Consider the following 22973-nt stretch of genomic DNA (forward strand, 5'->3'; position numbering starts at 1 on the left):
GCGTGCAGTCCGGGTGGAGCCGAATCCAATTCTGTGGACAAGGCCACCAGGGCATCCCGCCCCTGTGGACGAAGGCCGGTCAGCGCTCGGCGGGGCGGCAGATCACCATCGACTGCCCCGGCAGCCGCAGCCCGCCCTCGTCCACCGCGACAGGCTCGTCCGAAGTCAGCAGCACCGTCCCCGCGGACACCGGCACCGTCACCGACTCCTGCGCGAAGTTCACCGAAACGGCCAGCGCCCCCCGCCACATGACCAGCCACTTACCGAGCGGATCCACCTCCACCCGCACCCGCTCCAGCCGCGGATCCGACAGCTCGGGCAGCGCCTTGCGCAGCGCGATCAGGTCGCGGTACCAGCACAGCAGCGACCAGTGCGCCTCCTCCTTCACCTCGCTCCAGTCCAGCTTGGACCGCAGGAACGTCTCCTTCTCCGACGGATCCGGCGCCTCCCACGCGTACCCGAACCCGTCGAACTCCCGCGCCCTCCGCTCGCCCTCGCTCTCCCGCAACTTCGGCTCCATGTGATCGGAGAAGAACAGGAACGGCGTACGCGCTCCCCACTCCTCGCCCATGAACAACATCGGCGTGAACGGCGAGGTCAGCAGCAGCCCGGCGCCCAGCTTGAGCGCCGGGATCGGCAGCCGGTCGCCGGCCGGCCGGTTGCCGATCTGGTCGTGGTTCTGCAGGCAGGCCACCAGCCGGTGCCCCGGCACGCCGGCGAAGGACCTCCCGTGCGATCGCCCGCGGAAGCTCGAGTACGACCCGTCGTGCAGCACGCCGCCCGTCAGCACCTTGGCCAGCGCGGGCAGGCCGGCGAAGTCCGCGTAGTAGCCGTGGCGCTCGCCGCTCACCGCGCAGTGCAGCGCGTGGTGGACGTCGTCGTTCCACTGCGCGGTCATGCCGAGCCCGCCGGCCTCCAGCGGCCGCACCATGCGCGGGTCGTTGAGGTCGGACTCGGCGATCAGCGACAGCGGCCGGCCGACGGAGCAGGCCAGCGCGTCGACCTCCTGCGCCAGATCGGCCAGCAGGTGCGTGGCGCGGCCGTCGTGCAGCGCGTGCACGGCGTCCAGTCGCAACCCGTCGATGTGGTAGTCGCGCAGCCACTGCAGCGCGTTGCCGACGAAGTAGCGGCGCACCTCGTCGGAGCCCGGCCCGTCCAGGTTGACCGCGTCGCCCCAGTAGCTCCCCTTGAACCCGGCGAAGTACGGCCCGAACGGGTGCAGGAAGTTCCCCGACGGCCCCAGATGGTTGTAGACCACGTCCAGGATCACGCCGATGCCGGCCCGGTGGCAGGCGTCCACGAAGGATTTGAGCCCGTCAGGGCCGCCGTACGTCTCGTTGACGGCGTACAGATCGACCCCGTCGTACCCCCAGTTCCGCCCGCCGGGAACGGGCGCGACCGGCATGATCTCCACGAAGTCGACGCAGAGCTCGACGAGGTGCTGGAGCTTCTCGATGGCCGCCTGGAACGTCCCCTCTGTCGTGAACGTCCCGATGTGCAGCTCGTAAATCACGGCCCCGCGCAGGTCACGGCCCTTCCAGCCGTGGTCGGACCAGGTGAAGCGGGCGTGGTCGTACACGGCGCTGGGACCGAAGATCCCGTCCGGCTGCCGCCGCGAGCGCGGGTCGGGGTACGGGCCGTCGCCGTCCACCGCGTACGCGTACCTGGTGCCGTGCTCCGCCCCTTCGACCTCGGCGGACCACCACCCCTCCGCGCCGCGAGAACCGCGCGACATCGGCCGGCGTCCGCCCAGGACGACGACCTCGACTGCCGTGGCGTTCGGTGCCCAGACCTCAAAGATCATGTCTCTCCAGGAGTGCGACCGGGTACTGGCCGAGCAGGTGCGCGAGCGGGATCCGGCCGGCGTGGAGCGAGTGCGTGAGCAGGTCCCGCCACGTGCCCGCGGGCAACGTCAACGTCGTGCCTCCCCATCCCGTCCGGGCCAGGCGCACAGGGAGCCGGGTGGCCACCGCCACGGCCCGCGGACGGGCGCCGTCGCCGCGGGCGAAGGCGATCACGTGCTCCGCCGCCTCCCCTTCCGCCCGGAGCGGCTCGTACGCCGCCGCGCCCCCGAGCCGCCGCCGCAGCCGCAGCGCCTGGGTCGTGACCAGCAGCTTGGCCGCGTCCCACGAGTTCTGGGGCTCGCGCGGGTACGTCACCGGCCGCCGGTTGTCCGGATCGACCAGCGAGAAGTCGGTGGTCTCGTTGCCCTGGTACACGTCGGGCACCCCGGGCATCATGAGCTGCACGAGCTTGGCGCCCAGCGAGTTGGACATGGCGAAGGGATCGATCCGCGCGGTGAACTCCCCGACCGGCAGCCGGACGGCGGCCTCGGCGAACTCCCGCAGTCCCCGCTCATAGACCGGATCCGGATTCACCCAGGAAATGGTGGTCTTCGCCTCGCGGGCGGCCTTGAGCAGGTAGTCCGTGAACCGCTCGGCGGAGATCGGCCAGGCCGCCATGAGGTTCTGCCAGGCCAGGTAGTCCAGGCAGGGGTCGAAGCGCACGGCCGACGACCACTCCTTCACCGCCGCCGCCCACTCGTCGGGCAGCTCCGACAGCACCGACAGCCGCGCCCTCACGTCCTCCGACCGCTTGGTGTCGTGGGTGGACAGCGTGGTCATCGTGTACGGCCGCAGCTCGGCGCAGAAGTCGTGGAACTCCTCCACCGCCGGCCCGAACACGTCCGGCTCGCCGCCGACCTCATTGAGGCAGGCCAGCGGGTACCACCGGTAGAGCGCCGTGTCCTCCACGCCCTTGGCCATGACCGGGCCGCACGCCTGCTGGAAGCGGACGATCGACTCGGCGGAGCCGTACAGGACCTCGCGGACGAGCGGCTGCACGGCGGGAGAGCAGGCCTCGGCGGCCAGCTCGACGATCTCGGCCGACTCGGGCGGCGGCGGCTCCCCTGGCACCACGTACGCGCGGTAGACCGGCATCGCGGCCAGCAGCTCGCGTATCGCCGCCGGATCGCACGAGGTCACCTTGGCCAGCCGGTTGACCTCGGCGCCGAAGAACAGGTCCAGGACCTCCCGCTTGGCCTGCGCCATCACCGGCCGGTATTCGGCGGGCTGCCCGGTCAGCTCGGCGAAGAGCCCGACGAGCGGATCCTTGCCCGCCGGGTCGACGAACAGGCCGTTGACCCGGTTGAGCACGTCGTAGCCGGTGGTGCCGTCGCAGGCCCAGTCGTCCGGCAGGCGTTCGGGGCCGATGAGGATCTTCTCGACGACCGTCCAGGTCTCGCCCGTACGGGCGCGCAGCCGCTCCAGGTAACCGCGCGGGTCGGCCAGCCCGTCGGGGTGGTCCACGCGCAGCCCGTCCACCAGCCCTTCGTCGAGCAGCCAGAAGATCACCTCGTGCGTGGCGAACAGCACGGACGGGTCCTCGACACGCAGCCCGATCAGCGTCGACACGTCGAAGAAGCGCCGGTAGCCGGGCCCTTCGCGCCAGTCGACCAGCCGGTAGTGCCCGGGGTGGGGGAAGGCGTGCTCGTGGTAGCGCAGCACGTCGCCGTCGACCACCGGCTCGGTGTCGTCACCCAGCACAGGCAGCGCGACCTTCCCGTCCACCCAGTCGATGTCGAACCAGCTCGCGTACGGCGAGCCGGGCCCGTCCTTTAACACCGACCAGAACTGCGCGTTCACCGTGTTCATGTGGTTGGGCACGATGTCCACGACCACGCCCAGGTCGTGGGCGGCCAGTTGCTGCGCCATCTCCCTGAACCCGGTGGCCCCGCCGAACTCCTCCCTGATCCTGGAGTGGTCGGTGACGTCGTAGCCGTGCAGGGACCCGGGCGTCGACTGCAGGATCGGCGACAGGTAGACGTGGCTCACGCCGAGGTCGCGCAGGTAGCCGGCGATCTCGGCCACCTGGGCGAAGCCGAAGTCCGGGGTCAGCTGCACCCGGTACGTGGACGCCGGCCTAGACACGGCGCAACACCCGCACGCTGCGGCCGGGTACCGCGATCGCCTCGCCGCCGCGGCACATCCGCGCGTCCAGCATGATCGGCATGGCGGTGTCGATCTCCGTGTGCCACATTTCGCCGTAGTCCTTGGGGATCGTGAACTTGATCGTGTCGTAGTGGGCGTTGAACAGGACGAGGAACGAGTCGTCCCTGATGGGCCGGCCGCGCCGGTCCGGCTCGGTGATGGCGTCGCCGTTGAGGAAGACGGCCAGCGACTTGGCGTATCCCACGGTCCAGTCGCCGTCGGTCATCTCTTCTCCGGAGGGGGTGAGCCAGGCGATGTCGTTGAGTCCGCGTACCGGCTTGCCGTAGAAGAACCTCCTGCGCCGGAACACCGGATGCTTCTTGCGCAGCTCCGACAGGCTCTGCGTGAACTCCAGCAGCAGCCAGTTCTCCCGCACGTCGGACCAGTCGACCCAGGTCAGCTCGTTGTCCTGGCAGTAGCCGTTGTTGTTGCCCTTCTGCGTGCGGCCCAGCTCGTCGCCGTGGGAGAGCATCGGCACGCCCTGGGACAGGAACAGCGTGGTGAGGAAGTTGCGTTTCTGCTGCTCGCGCAGCGTTTCGACGGTGATGCCCGCCGGGCCTTCCTCCCCGCAGTTCCACGACCTGTTGTCGTCGGTGCCGTCGCGGTTGCCCTCTTTGTTCGCCTCGTTGTGTTTGTGGTTGTACGAGACGAGATCCTGGAGCGTGAAGCCGTCGTGGCAGGTGACGAAGTTGATCGAGGCGGCGGGACGGCGGCCCGAGGACTCGTAGAGATCGCTCGACCCGGTGAACCTGGACCCGAACTCGGGCAGCGTGGCGGCCTGGCCGCGCCACAGGTCCCGGATCGTGTCGCGATAGCGCCCGTTCCACTCCGTCCACAACGGCGGGAAATTTCCGACCTGGTAGCCGCCCGGGCCCACGTCCCACGGCTCGGCGATGAGCTTGACCTGCGACAGCACCGGATCCTGCTGCACCAGGTCGAAGAACGCGCTCAGCCGGTCGACCTCGTGCAGCTCCCTGGCCAGCGTCGAGGCCAGGTCGAACCGGAAGCCGTCCACGTGCATCTCGATGACCCAGTAGCGGAGCGAGTCCATGATCATCTGTAGCACGTGCGGCGAGCGCATGCGCAGGGCGTTGCCGGTGCCCGTGGTGTCCATGTAGTACCGCTTGTCGCCCTCGACCAGCCGGTAGTAGTGAAGATTGTCGATCCCGCGGAACCCCAGCGTAGGCCCCAGGTGGTTGCCCTCCGCGGTGTGGTTGTAGACGACGTCCAGGATGACCTCGATGCCCGCCTCGTGCAGCGCCCGCACCATGGCCTTGAACTCCAGCACCTGCCCGCCGCGCTGCCCTTGGCTGGAGCAGCGGTTGTGCGGGGCGAAGAACCCGATCGAGTTGTAGCCCCAGTAGTTCGACAGCCCGCGCTGCTCCAGGATGTGGTCGGTGACGAACTGGTGCACCGGCATCAGCTCCAGCGCCGTCACGCCGAGCCGGGTGAGATGGTCGAGGATCTCCGGGTGCCCGAGCGCCGCGTACGTGCCGCGCAGCCGCTTGGGGATCTTGGGGTGGCTGATCGTCAGCCCTCGCACGTGGGCCTCGTAGATCACGGTGTCGTGGTACGGCGTCGCCGGTGGCCGGTCGTGGCCCCAGCCGAAGAACGGGTTGATCACGATGGAGCGCGGCACGTACGGGGCCGAGTCCAGGTCGTTGCGGGTGTCGGGGTGGCCGAAGCGGTAGCCGTACACGGCCTCGTTCCAGGTCACGCCGCCCTCGATGGCCATGGCGTACGGGTCGAGCAGCAGCTTGTTCGGGTTGCACCGCAGCCCGCGCGCCGGGTCGTACGGCCCGTGAACGCGGTAGCCGTACCGCTGGCCCGGGCCGATGCCCGGCAGGTAGCCGTGCCAGATGAACCCGTCGATCTCGGTGAGCGGCACACTGGACTCGACGTTGTCCTCGTCGAACAGGCACAGCTCGACCTTGTCCGCGACCTCGGTGTAGAGCGAGAAGTTCGTGCCGGCGCCGTCATAGGTGGCCCCGAGCGGATAGGGGTCTCCCGGCCAGATCTCGATCATCGAGGCTCCCTTGCGGTCTCTCCCCATGTTCCGTTCCCCCGCTCAGCCGGACAAGCCCGGGCGCCGTTGACCTCCTTCTTCCTTCCCACGCTCCCCGCGTCGTTACTCCAGCCGAATCCCTCCTGCGAAGAACGGGCCGGACAGGGTGGGCCGTCCCGACGGCGCGGTGTCGGAGACGGCCCACGCTCCCAGCATGCCCGTACTCAGCTCGCGGAGGAGCTCACGGCCGGGCGCGTGCGGCGGCGCACCTGCAGGCCGTACGCCTGCCGGGTTTCAGACCGCCTGCCTCGGCAATGGGCCGACCCCATGAGCGGTTTCAAGCAGTTCTTACTCCGCGGCAACATCGTCGAGCTGGCCGTGGCCGTGATCGTCGGCGCCACGTTCAGCGGCCTGGTGCAGGCGCTCGTCACCGACCTGATCACCCCGCTGATCGGCGCGATCACCGGCGGCAGGCAGCCGAACTTCGCCGACTACTCCTTCACCGTCAACGGCAGCCAGTTCAAGTACGGCGACTTCCTCAACCACCTGATCACCTTCTTGGTCATCTCGGCGGTCGTCTACTGGCTTGTCGTGGCCCCGATGACCCGGCTGATCAGCCTCTTCGACAAGAGCAAGGCGGCCGCGACCAAGCAGTGCCCCGAGTGCCTGAGCGACATCCCCGCCGAGGCCCGGCGCTGCGCCAGTTGCACGGTCGAGCTGGTGCCCGAATCGCAGAAACCCACGTAGCCGCGTTTCTAGGGCCCAGTGGCGCACGGTCGCGGTACGGGTTCGACAAGATGGACTGATGAGCGTTGAGTTGATGGTCTGGGACGAGCCGGTGCCGATCAGCAGGGACCAGGCCCGCGCTGCCTACCTGGCGGTCAAGCGCACCGAGCCGGTGACCGGCGACGGGCCCGAGGTCGCCAAGGAGTTGCCCGGGGAGGTCACGCTCTACCCGGGGCACGTGCTGGTGACCATGGACCTGGACACGATGGACGAGACGTCCGCGCAGGTGTTCACGATCGCGCGGGCGCACGGGCTGGTGTGCTACGACCCTCAACGCGACCTCGTGCACAACGTGGCGCCACTGGGCGTCTACGAGGGCATGCAGCTCCACACCGGCGACGGGATGATCGTGCACGACCCTGACCTCGGCCTGGTGCACGACGTGCTGGGCACGCTGTCCCCGCAGAACCCGTTCGTGACCCTGGTGAACTTCGGGCGGCACTTCCTGCAGGTGTCGCCCGGATATGAGCTGGAGTACAAGGAGGGGACGCTCATCCGGACGATGGTGGCGGAGCTGGAGGAGGTGCGGCAGGCGTTCAACGAGTACGCGACCGGCGACCGCGCGTTCCTGGCGCGATACGAGTGGACCTAGTCTGCCCGGGGCCGCCGCGCCGGCTGCGGATGCGGCAAGATCGAGGGCCATGAGAACTTTGTACCCGCCCATCGAGCCGTACGACTCCGGCATGCTCGACGTAGGCGACGGCAACCAGGTCTACTGGGAGGTCTGCGGTAATCCGGACGGGAAGCCGGCCGTCATGTTGCACGGCGGGCCGGGCGGCGGGTGCTCCGCCAAGCACCGCCGCCAGTGGAACCCCGAGCTCTACCGCATCGTCCTGTTCGACCAGCGCAACTGCGGCCGGAGCCTGCCGCACGCCAGCGACCCGGCCACCGACCTTACCTCCAACACCACCTGGAACCTGGTGGCGGACATGGAGCGGCTGCGCGAGCACCTGGGCATCGACAGGTGGCAGGTGTTCGGGGGGTCGTGGGGCAGCACGCTGGCGCTGGCGTACGCGCAGACGCACCCCGAGCGGACGACCGAGCTGGTGCTGCGCGGCATCTTCACGTTGCGGCCCCAGGAGCTGCGCTGGTTCTACCAGGAGGGCGCCTGTTACCTGTTCCCCGACCTGTGGGAACGGTACGTGGCCCCGATCCCGGAGGAGGAGCGGGGTGATCTGATGGCGGCCTTCCGCAGGCGGCTGGAAGGGGATGACGACCACGTCCGGCTGGCGGCCGCGAAGGCGTGGGCGCAGTGGGAGGGCGGCACGGTCACGTTGCTGCCCGATCCCGAGCTGGTCGCCGAGTTCGGGGAGGACAAGATGGCCGTCAGCTTCGCCCGCATCGAGAACCACTACTTCCACCACGGCGGCTGGCTCGAGCCCGATCAGCTCATCGGCGACGTGGACCGGATCCGGCACATCCCCGCCGTGATCGTGCAGGGGCGCTACGACGCCTGCACGCCGATGGCCACCGCGTGGGACCTCCACAAGGCGTGGCCGGAGGCCGAGTTCCACGTGGTGCACGACGCCGGGCACGCCTTCTCCGAGCCCGGCATTCTGGACCGGCTCATCGCGGCGACGGACGGCTTCTCGCAAGACGTACGGCAGGGATGACGCCGCCCACGGCCGGCAGCACGATGATCACCTTTGACGTCCGCTTCACCGGATTCTTGCGGCTCGGAAGGTTTACAACGTTCGGATCAAGGCCGCGTATTCCCAGTTCAGAGCGGGTAAGAGGGCAGTCGTGATCGGAGAGCACGTGATCGTCGGCTACACCACCGACCCGGGCGGGCGCGATGCGCTGGCCCTCGGCGCCGCGATCACGCGGGTCACCGGCGGCGAGCTGACGGTGGCGACGATCTACCCGCCGGGCAGCCCCGGGCTGGCGGTCGAGGCGCAGGCCAACCTGGCGGACGCGGCCGAGGAGCTGGGGCCGGCGCCGGCCGAGTACATCACGTACGAGAGCCGGGGCGCCGGCCGCGGCCTGTCGGTGCTGGCCAGCAGGATCAGGGCCGACCTGATCGTGGTCGGCTCGTCGGACGGCAGGCAGCACGGCCGCATCGCGATCGGCTCCACCTCCAACCACCTCCTCCACTTGTCGTCGGAGGCGGTGCTGGTGACGCCTGCCCACTACATCCCGGCCGACGGCCCGGACCGGCTCACGCTGGCCTACGTGCACCGGCCGCAGTGCGACGCGGCGGTCGAGCGGGTGGCGCAGGCGGCGCTGCGGCTGGGCGTGCCGCTCCGGCTGATCACGTTCGACCTGCGTACCGACGACCGGGTCAAGCTCCGGGACGATCTCGCGCTGGCCGTGCGGCTGGCCTGGGAGACCACGGGGATCGAGGCGGAGTCGGAGGTGGCCGAGGGCCACGACGTGACCGCCGCGATGGCGAAAGTGGAGTGGTTGCCCGGCGAGCTGCTGGTCTGCGCGGCCAGCGAGGACGCCCAGCCGCACCGGGTCTTCCTCGGCGAGGTGTCCATGAAGATGCTGCGGGCCTCCCCCTGCCCCGTCACCGTGCTGCCCCGGGGCTTCTCCTAGCGGCCCCGGACGACCGTCTCGTACAGCTCCAGGTAGCGCTCCGCCATCACCGACGGTGAGAAGCGGCGGCGGGCCTCGGCTCGGCACTCCTCGGGGTCGATCTCGTCCACCCGCAGGACCCACTCCGCCAGCTCCTCCTCGCTGTCCGCCAGGAAGCCGGTGCGGCCGTGGTCGATGATCTCCGGCAGGCAGCCGCGCCGCAGCCCCACCGGCGGCACCCCGAGCGCCAGCGCCTCGACGACGGCGGTGCCGCCGGGTTCGTCCCATTGGATGGGGAAGAGCGCGGCCCGGGCCGTGGCGTACAGGTGGTCTCTGGCCGTCCCGCCCAGGGCGCCGACCCACCTGACCAGCTCGCCGTCCAGATAGCGGGAGACCTGGTCGAGGTGGTAGCGGACGTCGGGGTGGCCGTGCAGCGGGTGGTACGGGTTCTGGGCCACGAGGTCCAGCTCGGCCGGCGTGTTCCGGCCGCTGACGGGCCCGGCCAGCACCAGCGGCAGCCCGAGCTTCTGGCACAGCCGGGCCGCCACGTGCTGGCCCTTGAGCTGGCAGATCCGCCCCATGACCACGAAATGCTCCTCCCGCGCGACCCGCAGGTCGCGGTCCGCGAGCGGGGTGGCCAGGTGGATCGCGCCGAGCGAGGCCGCGCGCAGGGCGTCCGGGGCGCGGGCGAGCTGCGACTCCGAGACGCCGTTGACCGCGATCGACGACGGGAACGCGCCGTAGAAGTCCGGATGTTTACGCAGGTCCCAGTGAAGGGTGTGCAGGACGGGCGGGCGATTCATCTGGCCGCCGAACGCGGACAGCACCGCGGGCCCGACCACCTCCAGGTGGTCGTGCACGAGGTCGATGTCGTCGCGGGAGCGCAGCTCGGCGACCACCCGCGCTTGGTGCGCGTGCGCGATCCCCATGACCTGGTTGTACGGCTTCTGCAGCTCCGTGAACTGCCCCTCGTCGTAGACGCTGATCATCTCGTCCACTTCCAGCGTGCTGGACCCCGCGGCGGCCAAGATTACGTGTACGCCGCGCTCGCGCAGCGCGGGCACGAGCGTGGCCACCACGTTCTCGATCCCGCCGTAGCCAGGGGGCGGAACCGTGAGCCACGGCCCCGCGTTCACCAGGACTTTCATGCCACATCCTCCTCCATCAGGAGCGAGGCGAGCGGAGGTCGCTCCGCCACGGCCACGTCGACCAGATCCGCCTGCCCGTCGAGCCCGAACTGCAACAGCGTGTGCGCGGGGGACTCCGACGCCATGACGCGCCCCTGGCGCTCAAGGCGGGACCAGGCGGTGAGCATGATCTGCCCGGCCATCCGGCCGAGCGCGGTCATCGACTGGTGGGTGTGCGTGCGGTTGCCCAGGTCGACCTGGGCCATCGCGTCCAGCCCGACGAGCTGGAGCAGGTCGACGAGGAGCCCGAACTCCACGCCGTACTCGGTGACGAACGGCACCTGTTCCAGCACCGCGCGGCGGGCGGCGTACTCGCCGCCGAGCGGCTGGGCGAATCCGGCCAGCTCCGGCCAGAACATGTTGATCAGCGGCCTGGCCACCAGTTCGGTGACGCGCCCGCCGCCGCCTCGCTGGACGGCGCCGTCGGCCCCGATGTACGGCCGCTCGTAGGTGGCCTTGACGAAGTGGGTGCCGGCGTCCGCCAACAGGGGTCCCACCAGGCCGGATATGTAGTGCGCGCCGAAACTCCGGAGGTCGGCGTCCACGAACACGACGATGTCGCCGCCGGAGGCGGCCAATCCCTTCCACAGCGCTTCGCCCTTGCCCGTCAGCGCGGGCAGGTGCGGGAGCACCTCGTTCTGTGCCACCACGCGGGCGCCCGCCTCGCGGGCCCGTTCGGCGGTCTCGTCGGTGGAGTTGGAGTCCACGACGACGATCTCGTCGACGAGCGGCGTCCGCTCGACGAGGTCACGGCGGATGACGGTGACGATGTCGCCCACTGTGCGCTCTTCGTCGCGGGCGGGCAGGACAACGCTCACCGTGGTGGTTCCCTTGGCCAGCATTAAGGCGTCGACCGGCCACTCGGCTGCTGCGCTCGAGTGCGTGCCGTACCACTCCTGGACCTTGGCCAAGGCTCGCAGATCTGTCTCCATGCAGTAAGCCCCGATCTCAGTGAGGTCACGACTTCTGCCCGGAATGAGCCCTTACGAACCTGTTGTTTGCTCACGCCTAGACGTGGCATATGCCGTGATGTGTCCCCAATGACCCGTGTCGGCATCATAGGTGCCGGAAATGTCGCCGCCCGCCATGCAGACGTCCTGTCCGCGTTCCCCGATGTCACGATTGCTGGGATCGCCGACACAGACTCCCACAAAGCCAAGGCCCTGGCCTCCCGGCATGGTTGCCCCGCCTTTGGCGGACATGCGGACCTGCTCGGTGCCGGCGGTCTGGATGCGGTTTACGTGTGTGTGCCTCCTTTCGCGCACGGTAACCCGGAGCACGATGTCCTGTCGTGTGATCTCCCCATATTTGTGGAAAAGCCGCTGTCACTGGACCTCCCAACCGCGGAAAAGATTGCGTCCGAAATCGAGCGGAGATCCCTGCCTTCCGCGGTGGGTCACCACTGGCGCTACCTCGACATCGTCGAGCGCGCCCGGGGCCTGCTCGACGGCCGCCCGGTACGCCTCGCGCTCGGCCACTGGCTCGACAAGGTCCCCCCGGTCGCCTGGTGGCTCAAGCGCAGCATGTCCGGCGGCCAGATCCTCGAGCAGGCCGTCCACGTGCTGGACCTGGCGCGGATGCTGGTGGGCGAGGTGGCCATGGTCCACGCCGTGCCCGAGGAGAACACGGTCGACGGCGAGGTGGACCGGGCCACGGCGGCGGTCCTGCGCTTCGCCGGCGGCGCGGCGGGGCTGCTGGCCACTTCCTGCCTGCTCACCCGCAAGCACCGGGTGGGGCTGGAGGTCTGCGCCGACGGCATCGCGCTGGAGCTGAGCGAGACGCGGCTGCTGGTCGACGGCGAGCGCGTGATCGAGGACGACGGCCGGGCCAAGACGCGGGTGGACCGGGAGTTCATCGACGCCGTCCAGGGTAAGGACGCGGACGTGCGGGCGCCGTACGGTGAGGCTCTGCGGACCCACCGCCTGGCGCTGGCGCTCGCGCGCTCCGCGACAGAACGGAGACCGGTGATGCTGGATGAATAAAGTTTTGACGATCGAGGCGCCTGGGCGGGTGGCGCTGGTCGAGGAGAAGCTGCCGGACGTGCCGGACGGCGGCTTCATGGTGGCGACCCTGTACAGCGGCGTCTCGGCCGGCACCGAGCTGACCTACGTCAAGGGCACCAACCCCTACCTGACCTCGACCTGGGATCAGGCGCTCGGGTTGTTCGCGGACGGCACGCCCTCGGTCGAGTATCCGGTGCGCGGCGTGGGATACATGCAGGTCGGCCGGGTGGTGGAGACTCGTACGCGCGCCGTGCGCGAGGGCACGCCGGTGGCGATGTGCTACGGGCACCGCACGGCGTACGTGGCCGACCCCATGGAGGACCGGTTCGTCGAGCTGCCCGGCGGCCTCGACCCGCTGCTCGGCATCTACGTCGCCCACATGGGCCCGATCTGCGCCAACGGCCTGCTGCACGCGGCCCACGACCTGCACGGGCCCGCCGTCCAGCGACTCGGCGACGGCGTACGCGGCCGGAGGGTCGTGGTCGTGGGCGCGGGCGTCGTCGGGCTGCTGACCGCCTGCTTCGCCAGGTCGGGAGGCGCGGCCGAGGTCGTCGTGGTGGACGAGACCCCGGCCAGGCTCGCGGTCGCCGAGGCGCTCGGCGTGAACGTCATGGACGCCGGCGACGACCCCGCGGTCGCACTGAAGCGCCGCTGGCGGCACGGCCCGAACGACCGCGGCGCCGACCTGGTGTTCCAGTGCCGCGGCCGGCCCAGGGCGCTGGCGCTCGGGCTGCGGCTGCTGCGGCCCCAGGGCACCCTGGTCGACCTGGCCTTCTACACGGACGGCGCCCAAGAGGTGCGACTCGGCGAGGAGTTCCACCACAACGGGCTGACCGTGCGCTGCGCCCAGATCGGCAGAGTGCCGCGCGGCCTGGCGCACGCATGGGACAGGGAGCGGCTGTCGTACGAGACGATCTCCCTGCTCAGCGAGTACGGCGAGCGGCTACGCGACCACCTGGTCACTGACGTCGTCGCGTTCGCCGACGCTCCCCTCTTCCTCACCGAGCTCGCGGACCGGCGGCGTCAGACGATCCAGGCCGTGTTCCGCGGCGACGTCGAGAAGGAGGGCGGCTGACCAGCTGAAGTCCGAGCAGCCGTGACCCCGCAGCGTGAACGGGTCGAAGTACTCGCGGAAGCCGGACTGCCCCACCGCGTTGATCATGCCGTCGGCGAGCGGGCCCGCCAGGTCGGGGCGGCGCTCCTTGAGCCCCTGCCAGACCAGCCAGCTGAGGTTGATCCAGCTCGGGCCCCGCCAGTAGCGGACCGGGTCGAACTCCGGCGCGGACGGCGAGAAGCTCGGCAGCACGCCGTCCTTCAGCGCGAACCGGTCCAGCGCGGTCGCGATCAGCGTGTCGGCGATCTCGGCCGGCAGGCCGGGCAGCAGGAGCGGCGTGAGCCCGGCCGCGCTGGCGGAGTGGATCAGGTGGCCGGTGTTGACGTCGCGCGACTGGAAGAGGCCGCCGTCGTAGAGGTGCTCGACCATGGCCGAGGTGACGGCCGCCGCCTCGCGCTCGTGCGGCTCGGGGTCGAGGCCGCACACCTCCGCGATATCGGCAAGGGTCGACTCGGCCATGCCGTACGCGGCGTTGAACAGCGGGTCCTCGATGTGGAACGCGCCAGGCCGGCGGTAGCCGGAGTCGCGGTAGGCCCGGGCGAGGGCCACGTAGCGCTCGTAGTCGCGGTTGGTGGGCCGCTCGTCGGCGCTGACGGAGTCGAGGTCCCTGCGGACGAAGCCGACCGGCCGGTCCCGCACGGCCTGGAGCGGCACGTCCCAGGCCGGGCTGTTGTCCATGCCCGACTCCCAGGGATGCACGATCGAGATCAGGCCCTCGGGGGACCGCCGGGCCGTGCGCAGGAACTCCTGCTGGGCCACGAGCCGCGGGTAGATCCGGCGCAGGAACGCCGGGTCGGGCTCGGCAAGGTGCGTCTTCCACGCGGCCAGCGCGTGGACCGGCGGCTGGATGATGCCGGAGGTCATGGTCCCGGACGGCGCGCGGGTCTGCCAGAAGTCGGGGCCGGGGAAGTACGCCCCGTCCGGCACCTTCGGGTTGAACACGATGTGCGGCACCCGGCCGTCGGCCCACTGCGCGCCGAACAGGCTGAGCAGCTCCGCCCTGGCCCTTCTGGGGGCCCAGCGGGCGTGGCCGATCGCGATGAAGGCCGAGTCCCAGCTCCATTGATGAGGGTAGAGACGACGGGAGGGGACCGTGTGACTGCCGTCCCAGTTCGCCACCAGGACGCGCACGGCGTCGCGAAGGATCATACGAACTTCCTGATGAAGGCCGCGGTTTGGGGGAGGACGATCTCGGGCTCGCCGCGCAGGCGGCATTCGAGCGCGAGGTAGCCGTCGTAGCCGTAGGCGTCCAGCGTGGCCAGCTGCGCGCCCCAGTCGAGGTGGCCGGTGCCCGGCTGGTTCCTGTTGGACTCGCTGATCTGCATGTGCGCGAGGTAGGGGGCGGCCTCGGCCAGCGCGCGGCAGGGGTCGTCCTCCTCGATGTTCATGTGGTACGTGTCGCCGACGACCCTGATCGAGTCCATGGCGCAGTAGGAGACTGCCTCGGCGAGCGTGTTGACCATGTGGTTCTCGTACCGGTTGAGCGGCTCCAGCATGATCAGCACGCCGTTGCGCTGCGCGTGCTCGCCCAGGATGCCCAGTGCCTCGGCCAGCACCTCGCGGTCCTCCTCGGGGCTGCGCGGCGGCTCGAACGGCGGCAGCCGGCGGGAGAACTGCCCCCACGAGGCCGGGGTCATGACCCCGATGCCGCCCAGCTCGCCGATCACCGTGAGCTGGGACCTGAGCTGCTGGATCGCGTCCTTGCGCTTGGCGGGGTCGAAGTCGCCGATGAAGTGCGGCATGTCCACGCAGACCGTCGGCATGACGACGCCGTCGGCCAGGGCGCGCTTGAGCTCGGTGAGCCGCCCCGCGAAGTGGAAGTCCCCCTTCCCGCGCAGCTCGATGGCGTCGAACCCGGCATCGAGCGCGAAGGCGAACTTCTCCTGCAGCGTGCGGCCCGGCAGAAGCTGCTCCTGTACGGCGAGCTTCACTGTTTCTACTCCTCGAATCGGAAGACGAGCTGGAGCACTTCGGACTGATGCTTGTCGAGCAGGTCGAAGGCCTCCGCGGCCCGCTCGACGGGGACCACGTGGGTGATGAGCTCGGCGACGTCCACCTCGCTCCGGTGCACGAGCTCCATGAACGTGCGCTGCAGCCGCTCGACGTCCCACCGGTGGGCCAGCCACGAGGCGACGCCGCCGATCTGGGAGGAGACGAGCTGGACCTGGTTGTGGTGGAACTCCTCGCCCAGCCGCAGCCCGATGCCGTCGCCCTGGTAGAAGCCGGCCGCCACGACCCGCCCGCCCTTGCGCACGGTCCTGATCGCCTCGTGCAGCCCGAGGTGGCTGCCGCTCAGCTCGATGACGGTGTCGGCGCCCTCGATGCGCTTGCGCATGAACTCGGCGACCGACCCCGAGCCGATGTCGAACGTCTCGGCCGCGCCGAACCTCCTGGCGAGCTCGAGCCGGTCGGGCACGCCGTCGGCGGCGACCACCCGGGCGCCGCTGAGCACGGCGAGGCGGGTGGCGAGCAGCCCGATGACACCCTGGCCGAAGACCGCGACCTGGTCGCCCAGGTGCACGTCGGCGGCGTGGACGGCGTTGAGCGCGATGGCGCCGACGCGGGCGAAGACGCCGGTCAGCGGGTCGACGCCGGTCGGCAGCACGTGGCCGACCAGCTTCTCCGCCGGGACGACGGCCTCGGCTCGGTGGCCCCAGATGCCCCACACGAGGCTCCCGACGGGGGGATCCGCGACGTCCGGGGCCGCCTCCACCACCTCGCCGACCTCCTGGTATCCCCAGCCGGACAGTGGGTAGGCATGCGTGTGACCGTCGACGAAGAGCCGGCGCTCGGTGTCCCACTTGCGGCTGAGGTAAGGGTTGGTTCCGCGGTAGGCGGTGAGCTCGGTGCCGGCTGAGACGCCAGAGTAGAGCGTTCTAATCCGGACGGAGCCCGGCACGAGTTCGGCGGGAGATTCCAGGCCCACGCGGACATGGCCTGGCTCCTCAAAAGTGATGACGCGCATTCCCCACACTTACGCTTAATGATCAATCAAAAGACAAAGATTTAGTGCTTGTTTGCACACGATAGATGCGCCCGTAACACTCTTAAGTCTACGACTTCTGCAGGAGGCTGCTGATGAAATTGGGGTTTCTGACCGCGTGTCTTGTGGAAAGCGACCTTACCGACATTGCGCACTGGGCTGTTAACCAGGGCTTCGAGGCCCTGGAGGTGGCCGGCTGGCCGTCCTCCGATGGCCGAAGTCACATTAAGGTAGATCGTTTCGAAGACTCCGAATACGATCGAATCCGGAGGATCTTCACCAAAACCGGACTAACCCTTTCCTCGATCGCGTACTACGAGAACAACCTCCATCCCGAGCACGGACCGCAGGTGAACGCCCACGTCCGGCGCTGCGTGGACGCCGCCGCCGCGCTCGGCTGCCCCACGGTCGGCACGTTCGTGGGCCGCGACCCCGGCCGGTCGGTGCGCGACAACCTGGAACGCGCCACCGACGTCTTCGGCCCGCTGGTGGAGTACGCCAGGCAGCGCGACGTCGAGATCGTCATCGAGAACTGCGTGATGAAGAGCTGGCACCCCGACGGGTACCCGGGCAACCTCGCCTACTCCCCCGAGCTGTGGGAGTGGATGTTCGCGATCGGGCTCAAGCTCAACTACGACCCGTCGCACCTGGTGGCGCTGGGGATCGACCCGGTCGCCGCGATGCGGCCGTACGTCGCCGACATCGCGCACGTCCAGGCGAAGGACACCGAGTTCCTGCCGGGGCAGCTCGACAGGTACGGCTTCTACGGCCCGATCACCGGCGAGAAGGGCTGGTACCGCTTCCGCGTGCCCGGCCTCGGCCTGATCGACTGGACCCGGGTGATCGACACGCTCTACGAGGGCGGCTACGACGGGGTGGTCTCCGTGGAGCACGAGGACCCCGTGTGGAGCGGCAGCACGGACAGAGTACAGACCGGTCTCGGTATCGCCTACCGCACGTTGCGTCATCTGATCCCGGGGTAAGGGCGGCATATCCCCAATCAGAGGAGCGTGCAATGCCGAAGAAGGTAACCGCCGTCCTCTCCGTCGCGCTGCTGACGGCCGCCACACTGACGGCCTGCGGCGACGACGGCGGCGAGCAGCAAAGCTCAGCCAACAAGATCACGGTGTGGACCGAGGAGAACCTCGAGGACCGGATGGCCGTGCAGAAGCGGATCGTCGCGGAGTTCACCCAGAAGACCGGGATCCAGGTGGAGCTGGTCGGCATGGCCGAGGACCAGTTCAGCCAGGCCGTGACGGCCGCCGCCGCGGCGGGCGACCTGCCGGACGTGATCGGCGCGCTGCCGCTGGCGTCCGTACGCGAACTGGAGGCCAACGAGCTGCTCGACACCGAGACGCCGGGCAAGGTCGTCGACCAGCTCGGCAGGTCCTCCTTCTCCCCTCGCGCCCTGGAGCTCAGCACCTCGGACGGCAAGCTGCTCGCGGTGCCCAGCGACGGGTGGGCGCAGCTGATCCTCTACCGCAAGGATCTGTTCGACAAGGCCGGGCTGCAGCCGCCGGACACGTACGAGGCCCTGCAGGCGGCCGCCCAGAAGCTCAACACGGGCGGGGTCGCGGGCATCACGCTGGCGATCGCGCCGAAGGACTCGTTCACCGCGCAGAGCTTCGAGCACGTGGCGCAGGCGAACGGATGCCAGCTGGTCGACAATTCCGGAAATGTCGCCCTTGACTCACCGCAATGCCAGCGAGCCTTCGAGTTCTACGCGAACCTCGCCAAGAACTACTCGGTCAAGGGCAAGCAGGACGTCGACACCACCAGGGCCACCTACTTCTCGGGCAAGGCGGCCATGATGATCTGGTCGTCGTTCATCCTGGACGAGATGGCGGGACTGCGGAAGGACGCGCTGCCGAGCTGTGCGCAGTGCCGCGAGGACCCCGAGTGGCTGGCCAAGAACACCGGCGTGGTCACGGCGCTGAAGGGGCCCGACGGGAGCGCGCCCGCGCAGTTCGGCGAGATCGTCTCGTGGGTGATCACCCGTGACGCGGCCAAGGATCCGGCCGCCAAGTTCGTCACGTACCTGATGAACGAAGGCTACGAGCGCTGGGTCGGGATGGCGCCCGAGGGCAAGTTCCCCACGCGCACGAGCTTCGCCGAGCAGTGGGACAAGCTGCCCGCCGGCGTCGACTCCAAGAAGCCCTTGTCCGAGATCTACCCGGCCGACGTGCTGACTGCGCTGCGCAAGAGTCCTGACACGTTCGCCCGCTGGGGTATCCCGCAGGGGCAGGGCAAGCTGGTCGGCGCCACGATGGGCGAGCTGCCGGTGCCCAAGGCGCTGAGCGGGGTCGTCGACGGGTCGCTCACCCCGCAGGCCGCCGCCGCCCAGGCCAAGACCGACGTGGAGACGATCAAACGCGGGATCCGGCAGTGACCGGGCCCGAGCGGGCGCGTCGGGCTTCCCTCCCGGGAGAGCCTCCCCTCTTTTCGAGAAGGGGTGTCACCGGAGGGACGGGGAAAGGCGGCGGCACGTTATGAGCACGCCTAGGACCTTGCGGCAGCAGGAGGGGCGCGCCGGGCTCGTGCTGATCTCGCCCACACTGATCATCACGCTGGTCGTGGTGGTGGTGCCGCTGCTGTGGGCGATCATGCTGGCGTTCCAGGACGCGCGACTGATCAACATCCGGCGGACCGGGATCTTCGGCAACTACACGCTGGAGAACTTCACCTACGTGATCTCCGAGCCGGGCTTCTGGTCGTCGATGGTCAACACGCTCGTCTACACCGTGGCAGGGACGGCCCTGTCGATCGCGATCGGGCTCGTGGCGGCGCTGGCGCTACGGGACAGGTTCGCCGGGCGGACGCTCGTCAGGGCCTCGATCCTGGTTCCGTACGTGGCGCCGGTCGTGGCCGTGGCGTTCCTGTGGGAGACGATGCTCAACCCCCAGTACGGCATCGTCAACACCTGGCTGGACGAGCCGATCGCGTTCCTCACCCAGGCCAGGGGCGAGTTCCTGGGCATCCAGGTGCCGGTGGCGCTGCTGACGGTGATCGCGTTCGAGGCGTGGCGGTATTTCCCGTTCGCGTTCCTGTTCATCCTGGCGCGGCTGCAGGCGCTGCCCGCGGAGCTCGACGAGGCCGCGGTGGTGGACGGCGCCACGCCGACCCAGCGCTTCCGGTACGTGATCATGCCGCAGCTGTGGCGGATCATCGCGTTGCTGTCGGTGCTGCGGTTCGTGTTCACGTTCACCAAGTTCGACGACGTCTACCTGCTGACCGGCGGCGGCGCCGGCACCGAGGTGGTCAGCGTGCGGGTCTTCAACTTCCTGACCGCTCGCGACGACATCGGCGCCTCGGCCGCGCAGGCGATCGTCCTGGCGGTCGTGCTGGTCGTGTTCCTGGCCATCTACCTGCGCTTCTTCGGCGGGGGTGAACGTGAGTAGAGATAGGTTCGAGCGCGGGCTGTTCCGGGTTCTGAAGCCCGTGGTGATCCTGGTGCTCTTCCTGGTCACCGCGTTCCCGTTCTTCTACATGGTGATGCTGTCGGTCCGCGACATCCAGGAGCTCATCCTGGAGCCGGGCTCGCTCTGGCCGAGCAGCTTCACCCTCGACACCTACGCGAACGTCCTGACCCGGCAGGGCTTCCTGACGTTCATGGGGAACAGCGCGATCATCGCGGTCGCGTCGGTGGCGTTCACGCTGCTGATCTCGATCCCGGGCGCGTACGCGGTGGCGCGGCTGCGCTTCTTCGGGCGGCGGCAGGTGCACTTCCTGTTCCTTGCCGTGTACCTGTTCCCGGCGATCGTGCTGGCCATCCCGCTGTTCGTGCTCTTCACGATGCTCGGGCTGCGGGGGTCGCTGATCGGACTGATCCTCGTGTATATCGCGCAAACCGTGCCTGTCACGGTATACATGCTCCGCAACTACTTCGAGACCGTGCCGCAGAGCGTGGAGGAAGCGGCCGCGATCGACGGGTGCTCAAGACTGTCGACCATCTGGCGGGTGGTGCTGCCACTGTCCAAGCCCGCGCTGATGGCCACCGGACTCTACGCCTTCATGATCGCGTGGAACGAGTTCCTGTTCGCCCTGCTCTTCCTCGTGGAGCGGCGGGAGAGCTGGACCGTTTCCCTCGGGCTGTCGCAGCTCGCGGGAAGCATAGAGATCCCGACGACGGTCCTGATGGCGGGGTCGGTGGTGCTCACGCTGCCGATCGTGATCGTGTTCTTCGCCAGCGAGCGGCTGCTGACCGAAGGGCTGACAGCGGGAGCGGAGAAGGGATAGCGCATGCTGACGGCAGGGCAGATCCTCCAGCTCATCCGCCATGGCACCTGCCGTACGCGTAAGGAACTCATCGAGTACACCGGCCTGTCCCGGTCGACGATCACCGACCGGGTCGACCGGCTCATCGACGCCGGATACATCCACGAGTCCGGCGTCGGCGCCTCCGGGGGCGGGCGACCGCCCTCGGTGCTCGACGTGGACGCGACCAAGCGCCTGATGCTGGTCGCCGACCTGGGCGCCACCCACGTCAGGGCGGCGCTCACCGACCTGGCCGCCCGGCCGCTGGCCGAGGAGCGCGCCGAGATGCGCATCGACCGCGGGCCCGATGCCGTGCTGTCGTGGGTGCGGCAGGCGTTCCAGCGGATGCTGGACCGGCTCGGGCGGCCCGCGAGCGAGGTGTGCGGCGTCGGTCTGGACCTGCCGGGCTCAGTGGATCACACCACCGGGAGGGTGATCAGGTCGTTCCTCATGCCCGGGTGGGACGACCACCCGGTGGGCGAGGCCATGGGGGCGTCGTTCGACGTGCCGATCCTGGTCGAGAACGACGCCAACGCGATGGCCCTGGGTGAGTGGTGGTCGTCCTGGCGGCAGACCGATTCGCTGATCCTCATCAAGGTGTCGACCGGGATCGGCACCGGCATCATCCTCGACGGCCAGATCTATCGCGGTGTCGAGGAGGCCGCGGGGAACATCGGGCACGTACGCATCCGCGAGAGCGACGACCGCGTGTGCACCTGCGGCTCGCGCGGCTGCGTGGCCTCGCTGGCCAGCGGCCACGCCCTCGCCACCGACCTGGGCCAGGAGTCAAGCCGCGACGTGGTCCGGCTCGTCCAGGCCGGCGATCCCACGGCCATCGCCCGTACCCAGGAGGCCGGCCGCACGCTGGGCGTCGTGCTGGCCACCGCGGTCAGCCTGCTCAACCCGGGCGTGCTGGTGCTGGCCGGGGACATGGCGGAGACCAGGGAGCACTACCTGACCGGGATCAGGGAGCTCGTCTACCGGCGCAGCCTGCCGTACACGACCCGGAATCTGGAGATCGTCACCTCCTCGCTGGGCGACCGGGCGGGGATCGTGGGCATGGCGGTGATCGTCATGGAGCACGTGCTCTCCCCCGCCGCCGTGGACGCCGCGTTGGCCGCGTCCCAGGCCGTGAACTGAGCGCTCAGCCGCCGAGGGCGCGTCGCAGGACGGCCGGAGCCTCGGCGAGCGACGGGCCGTACCAGGTGAGCAGGCGGCCGCTGACCAGGGCGCAGGTGAGGCCGGGGAAGCACTCGGGGCCGTCGGTCTCGCTGAAGGCGTAGGGCTCGTCGGGCAGGACCACGAGGCCGGGACGCCGCTCCACCAGCTCGGGGAGCGGGATCTTGGGGTAGCGCTCGGCGTGGCCCGCGTACAGGTTGTCGACGCCGAGGCGCCTGAGCACGTCGCCGGTGAAGGTGTCGCGGCCGACGACCATCCACGGGCGGCGCCAGATCGGGATGACCGCCGTCCGCCTGCCGGCGGGCGCGGGGACCCGCCAGGCGGCCTCGGCCGCGTCCAGCCAGGCCGGGCGGGTGGTGCGGCAGGCGTGCCTGAACATCGTGTCCAGGGACGTGAACGCCTCCTCCACGGTCTCGATCTTCGTGACCCAGACCGCGAGACCGGCCGCGCGCAGGGCCTCGAGGTCGGCCGGGCGGTTCTCCTCGAAGTTGGCCAGCACGACGTCGGGCTTGAGCTTCTTGATCGTCTCCAGGTCGGGGTTCTTGGTGCCCCTGACCCTGGCCACGTCCAGGTCGGCCGGGTGCGAGCACCAGTCGGTCGCCCCCACCAGCGCCTCCGGCACGGTCGCCGCCACCGACTCGGTCAGCGACGGCACCAGGGAGACGATCCGCCGCACGGTGTCCGGAACCGCCACGGGCACGCCGATGTCGTCCATCAGGTTCGCGCGGAGCCTCTTGGCTCCCGATGCTCAGGGAATCCGCGCTTCCTCCTTTCGGGCGTCTCGCCGCATCATGCCACGCTCGCCCTCCTGGAGCGCAGGTCAGCCTGCTGGAGGTATCGGTTGCTCCGAGGGGAATAGCCCACTAAAGGCGGAATGGCTGTCCGAAAACGGGGGCATTGTCGGCACGGAACGGGTTGCGAGCGAGTTGATCTCCCCTTAGTGTTCCTGAGACATC

The 22973-nt window shown here is 69.5% G+C and carries 19 protein-coding genes and 2 pseudogenes; 12 read left to right on the forward strand and 9 right to left on the reverse strand.

Translation table 11 applies throughout. From position 1 onward, the window contains the following. Nucleotides 1–79 precede the first annotated feature (79 nt). From treZ to glgX, 3 genes are read right to left on the reverse strand one after another with little or no spacing between them, the layout of a single operon-like run. Nucleotides 80–1804: a malto-oligosyltrehalose trehalohydrolase gene (treZ, locus tag ACIBX3_RS01525; RefSeq protein ID WP_397111925.1), complete on the reverse strand. Its 1725-nt coding sequence runs from the start codon at nucleotides 1802–1804 to the stop codon at nucleotides 80–82. Continuing rightward, a complete protein-coding gene (gene treY / locus ACIBX3_RS01530; protein ID WP_397111927.1) occupies nucleotides 1794–3929 on the reverse strand; it encodes a malto-oligosyltrehalose synthase in 2136 nt (711 codons plus the stop codon). Before treY ends, treZ begins: the two co-directional genes overlap by 11 nt. After that, nucleotides 3922–6015 carry a glycogen debranching protein GlgX gene (glgX, locus tag ACIBX3_RS01535; protein ID WP_397111929.1) on the reverse strand — a complete coding sequence of 698 codons (2094 nt, stop codon included), beginning with the start codon at nucleotides 6013–6015 and terminating at the stop codon, nucleotides 3922–3924. Before glgX ends, treY begins: the two co-directional genes overlap by 8 nt. Nucleotides 6016–6321: 306 nt before the next feature. Between glgX and mscL the strand changes: the two genes are divergently transcribed. The 4 genes from mscL to ACIBX3_RS01555 all read left to right on the forward strand — a co-directional run bounded on the left by mscL (nucleotide 6322) and on the right by ACIBX3_RS01555 (nucleotide 9318). Continuing rightward, nucleotides 6322–6741, forward strand: coding sequence for a large conductance mechanosensitive channel protein MscL (gene mscL, locus ACIBX3_RS01540; RefSeq protein WP_397111931.1), 420 nt, complete (start codon nucleotides 6322–6324; stop codon nucleotides 6739–6741). Nucleotides 6742–6799: 58 nt separating this feature from the next. Then, nucleotides 6800–7372 (forward strand): hypothetical protein, encoded by a 573-nt coding sequence (locus ACIBX3_RS01545; RefSeq protein ID WP_397111933.1) that lies wholly within the window; start codon nucleotides 6800–6802, stop codon nucleotides 7370–7372. 49 nt (nucleotides 7373–7421) lie between these two features. Then, nucleotides 7422–8393, forward strand: a complete 972-nt coding sequence (gene pip / locus ACIBX3_RS01550; RefSeq protein ID WP_397111935.1) for a prolyl aminopeptidase — start codon at nucleotides 7422–7424, stop codon at nucleotides 8391–8393. Between the two features lie 130 nt (nucleotides 8394–8523). Next, the gene (locus ACIBX3_RS01555) at nucleotides 8524–9318 is read left to right on the forward strand and encodes a universal stress protein (RefSeq protein WP_397111937.1); all 795 of its coding nucleotides are present in this window, start codon (nucleotides 8524–8526) and stop codon (nucleotides 9316–9318) included. On the opposite strand, the gene ACIBX3_RS01560 is transcribed toward ACIBX3_RS01555, so the two are convergent. Then, nucleotides 9315–10445 carry a glycosyltransferase gene (locus ACIBX3_RS01560; protein ID WP_397111939.1) on the reverse strand — a complete coding sequence of 377 codons (1131 nt, stop codon included), beginning with the start codon at nucleotides 10443–10445 and terminating at the stop codon, nucleotides 9315–9317. The two genes, ACIBX3_RS01555 and ACIBX3_RS01560, sit on opposite strands and share 4 nt — an antisense overlap. After that, nucleotides 10442–11416 carry a glucosyl-3-phosphoglycerate synthase gene (locus ACIBX3_RS01565; RefSeq protein ID WP_397111941.1) on the reverse strand — a complete coding sequence of 325 codons (975 nt, stop codon included), beginning with the start codon at nucleotides 11414–11416 and terminating at the stop codon, nucleotides 10442–10444. Before ACIBX3_RS01565 ends, ACIBX3_RS01560 begins: the two co-directional genes overlap by 4 nt. A 108-nt stretch (nucleotides 11417–11524) precedes the next feature. Here ACIBX3_RS01565 and ACIBX3_RS01570 point away from each other — a divergent pair. The 3 genes and pseudogenes from ACIBX3_RS01570 to ACIBX3_RS01580 form a co-directional block, all read left to right on the forward strand. Beyond that, nucleotides 11525–11872: pseudogene (locus ACIBX3_RS01570) on the forward strand (Gfo/Idh/MocA family protein); the annotation flags it as partial. A gap of 3 nt (nucleotides 11873–11875) precedes the next feature. Beyond that, a complete protein-coding gene (locus tag ACIBX3_RS01575; RefSeq protein ID WP_397113355.1) occupies nucleotides 11876–12466 on the forward strand; it encodes a Gfo/Idh/MocA family oxidoreductase in 591 nt (196 codons plus the stop codon). Beyond that, nucleotides 12459–13562 carry a zinc-binding alcohol dehydrogenase gene (locus tag ACIBX3_RS01580; protein WP_397111943.1) on the forward strand — a complete coding sequence of 368 codons (1104 nt, stop codon included), beginning with the start codon at nucleotides 12459–12461 and terminating at the stop codon, nucleotides 13560–13562. Before ACIBX3_RS01575 ends, ACIBX3_RS01580 begins: the two co-directional genes overlap by 8 nt. A 9-nt stretch (nucleotides 13563–13571) precedes the next feature. Here ACIBX3_RS01580 and ACIBX3_RS01585 read toward each other — a convergent pair. From ACIBX3_RS01585 to ACIBX3_RS01595, 3 genes and pseudogenes are all read right to left on the reverse strand, one after another. Then, nucleotides 13572–14816: pseudogene (locus ACIBX3_RS01585) on the reverse strand (MGH1-like glycoside hydrolase domain-containing protein); the annotation flags it as partial. Next, on the reverse strand, nucleotides 14747–15532 hold the full coding sequence (locus tag ACIBX3_RS01590; RefSeq protein WP_397111945.1) for a sugar phosphate isomerase/epimerase family protein: 786 nt from the start codon (nucleotides 15530–15532) through the stop codon (nucleotides 14747–14749). The gene ACIBX3_RS01590 and the pseudogene ACIBX3_RS01585, both read right to left, overlap by 70 nt. Nucleotides 15533–15537: 5 nt before the next feature. Continuing rightward, nucleotides 15538–16527: a zinc-binding alcohol dehydrogenase gene (locus ACIBX3_RS01595; protein WP_397111947.1), complete on the reverse strand. Its 990-nt coding sequence runs from the start codon at nucleotides 16525–16527 to the stop codon at nucleotides 15538–15540. A 152-nt stretch (nucleotides 16528–16679) separates the two neighbouring features. Between ACIBX3_RS01595 and ACIBX3_RS01600 the strand changes: the two genes are divergently transcribed. From ACIBX3_RS01600 to ACIBX3_RS01620, 5 genes are all read left to right on the forward strand, one after another. Beyond that, nucleotides 16680–17567 (forward strand): sugar phosphate isomerase/epimerase family protein, encoded by an 888-nt coding sequence (locus ACIBX3_RS01600; protein ID WP_397111949.1) that lies wholly within the window; start codon nucleotides 16680–16682, stop codon nucleotides 17565–17567. Nucleotides 17568–17599: 32 nt separating this feature from the next. Continuing rightward, on the forward strand, nucleotides 17600–18973 hold the full coding sequence (locus ACIBX3_RS01605; protein ID WP_397111951.1) for an ABC transporter substrate-binding protein: 1374 nt from the start codon (nucleotides 17600–17602) through the stop codon (nucleotides 18971–18973). A 100-nt stretch (nucleotides 18974–19073) separates the two neighbouring features. After that, the gene (locus ACIBX3_RS01610) at nucleotides 19074–19982 is read left to right on the forward strand and encodes a carbohydrate ABC transporter permease (RefSeq protein ID WP_397111953.1); all 909 of its coding nucleotides are present in this window, start codon (nucleotides 19074–19076) and stop codon (nucleotides 19980–19982) included. After that, nucleotides 19975–20820, forward strand: a complete 846-nt coding sequence (locus tag ACIBX3_RS01615; protein WP_397111955.1) for a carbohydrate ABC transporter permease — start codon at nucleotides 19975–19977, stop codon at nucleotides 20818–20820. Before ACIBX3_RS01610 ends, ACIBX3_RS01615 begins: the two co-directional genes overlap by 8 nt. Nucleotides 20821–20823: 3 nt before the next feature. Next, complete coding sequence (locus ACIBX3_RS01620) at nucleotides 20824–21978, forward strand: ROK family transcriptional regulator (protein WP_397111957.1); 1155 nt, start codon at nucleotides 20824–20826, stop codon at nucleotides 21976–21978. Nucleotides 21979–21982: 4 nt separating this feature from the next. Here the strand turns inward: ACIBX3_RS01620 and ACIBX3_RS01625 are convergent, their stop codons facing one another. Beyond that, nucleotides 21983–22732, reverse strand: coding sequence for a helical backbone metal receptor (locus ACIBX3_RS01625; protein ID WP_397111959.1), 750 nt, complete (start codon nucleotides 22730–22732; stop codon nucleotides 21983–21985). Nucleotides 22733–22973: the final 241 nt, after the last annotated feature.

This window comes from Nonomuraea sp. NPDC049480 (assembly GCF_044465905.1).
Lineage (GTDB): Bacteria > Actinomycetota > Actinomycetes > Streptosporangiales > Streptosporangiaceae > Nonomuraea.

Coding starts and splice junctions, on each gene's coding strand:
- treZ (WP_397111925.1), bottom strand. CDS start 1,804: ATGATCTTTGAGGTCTGGGCACCGAACGCCACGGCAGTCGAGGTCGTC.
- glgX (WP_397111929.1), bottom strand. CDS start 6,015: ATGATCGAGATCTGGCCGGGAGACCCCTATCCGCTCGGGGCCACCTAT.
- mscL (WP_397111931.1), top strand. CDS start 6,322: ATGAGCGGTTTCAAGCAGTTCTTACTCCGCGGCAACATCGTCGAGCTG.
- ACIBX3_RS01545 (WP_397111933.1), top strand. CDS start 6,800: ATGAGCGTTGAGTTGATGGTCTGGGACGAGCCGGTGCCGATCAGCAGG.
- pip (WP_397111935.1), top strand. CDS start 7,422: ATGAGAACTTTGTACCCGCCCATCGAGCCGTACGACTCCGGCATGCTC.
- ACIBX3_RS01560 (WP_397111939.1), bottom strand. CDS start 10,445: ATGAAAGTCCTGGTGAACGCGGGGCCGTGGCTCACGGTTCCGCCCCCT.
- ACIBX3_RS01565 (WP_397111941.1), bottom strand. CDS start 11,416: ATGGAGACAGATCTGCGAGCCTTGGCCAAGGTCCAGGAGTGGTACGGC.
- ACIBX3_RS01580 (WP_397111943.1), top strand. CDS start 12,459: ATGAATAAAGTTTTGACGATCGAGGCGCCTGGGCGGGTGGCGCTGGTC.
- ACIBX3_RS01600 (WP_397111949.1), top strand. CDS start 16,680: ATGAAATTGGGGTTTCTGACCGCGTGTCTTGTGGAAAGCGACCTTACC.
- ACIBX3_RS01605 (WP_397111951.1), top strand. CDS start 17,600: ATGCCGAAGAAGGTAACCGCCGTCCTCTCCGTCGCGCTGCTGACGGCC.
- ACIBX3_RS01610 (WP_397111953.1), top strand. CDS start 19,074: ATGAGCACGCCTAGGACCTTGCGGCAGCAGGAGGGGCGCGCCGGGCTC.
- ACIBX3_RS01620 (WP_397111957.1), top strand. CDS start 20,824: ATGCTGACGGCAGGGCAGATCCTCCAGCTCATCCGCCATGGCACCTGC.
- ACIBX3_RS01625 (WP_397111959.1), bottom strand. CDS start 22,732: ATGGACGACATCGGCGTGCCCGTGGCGGTTCCGGACACCGTGCGGCGG.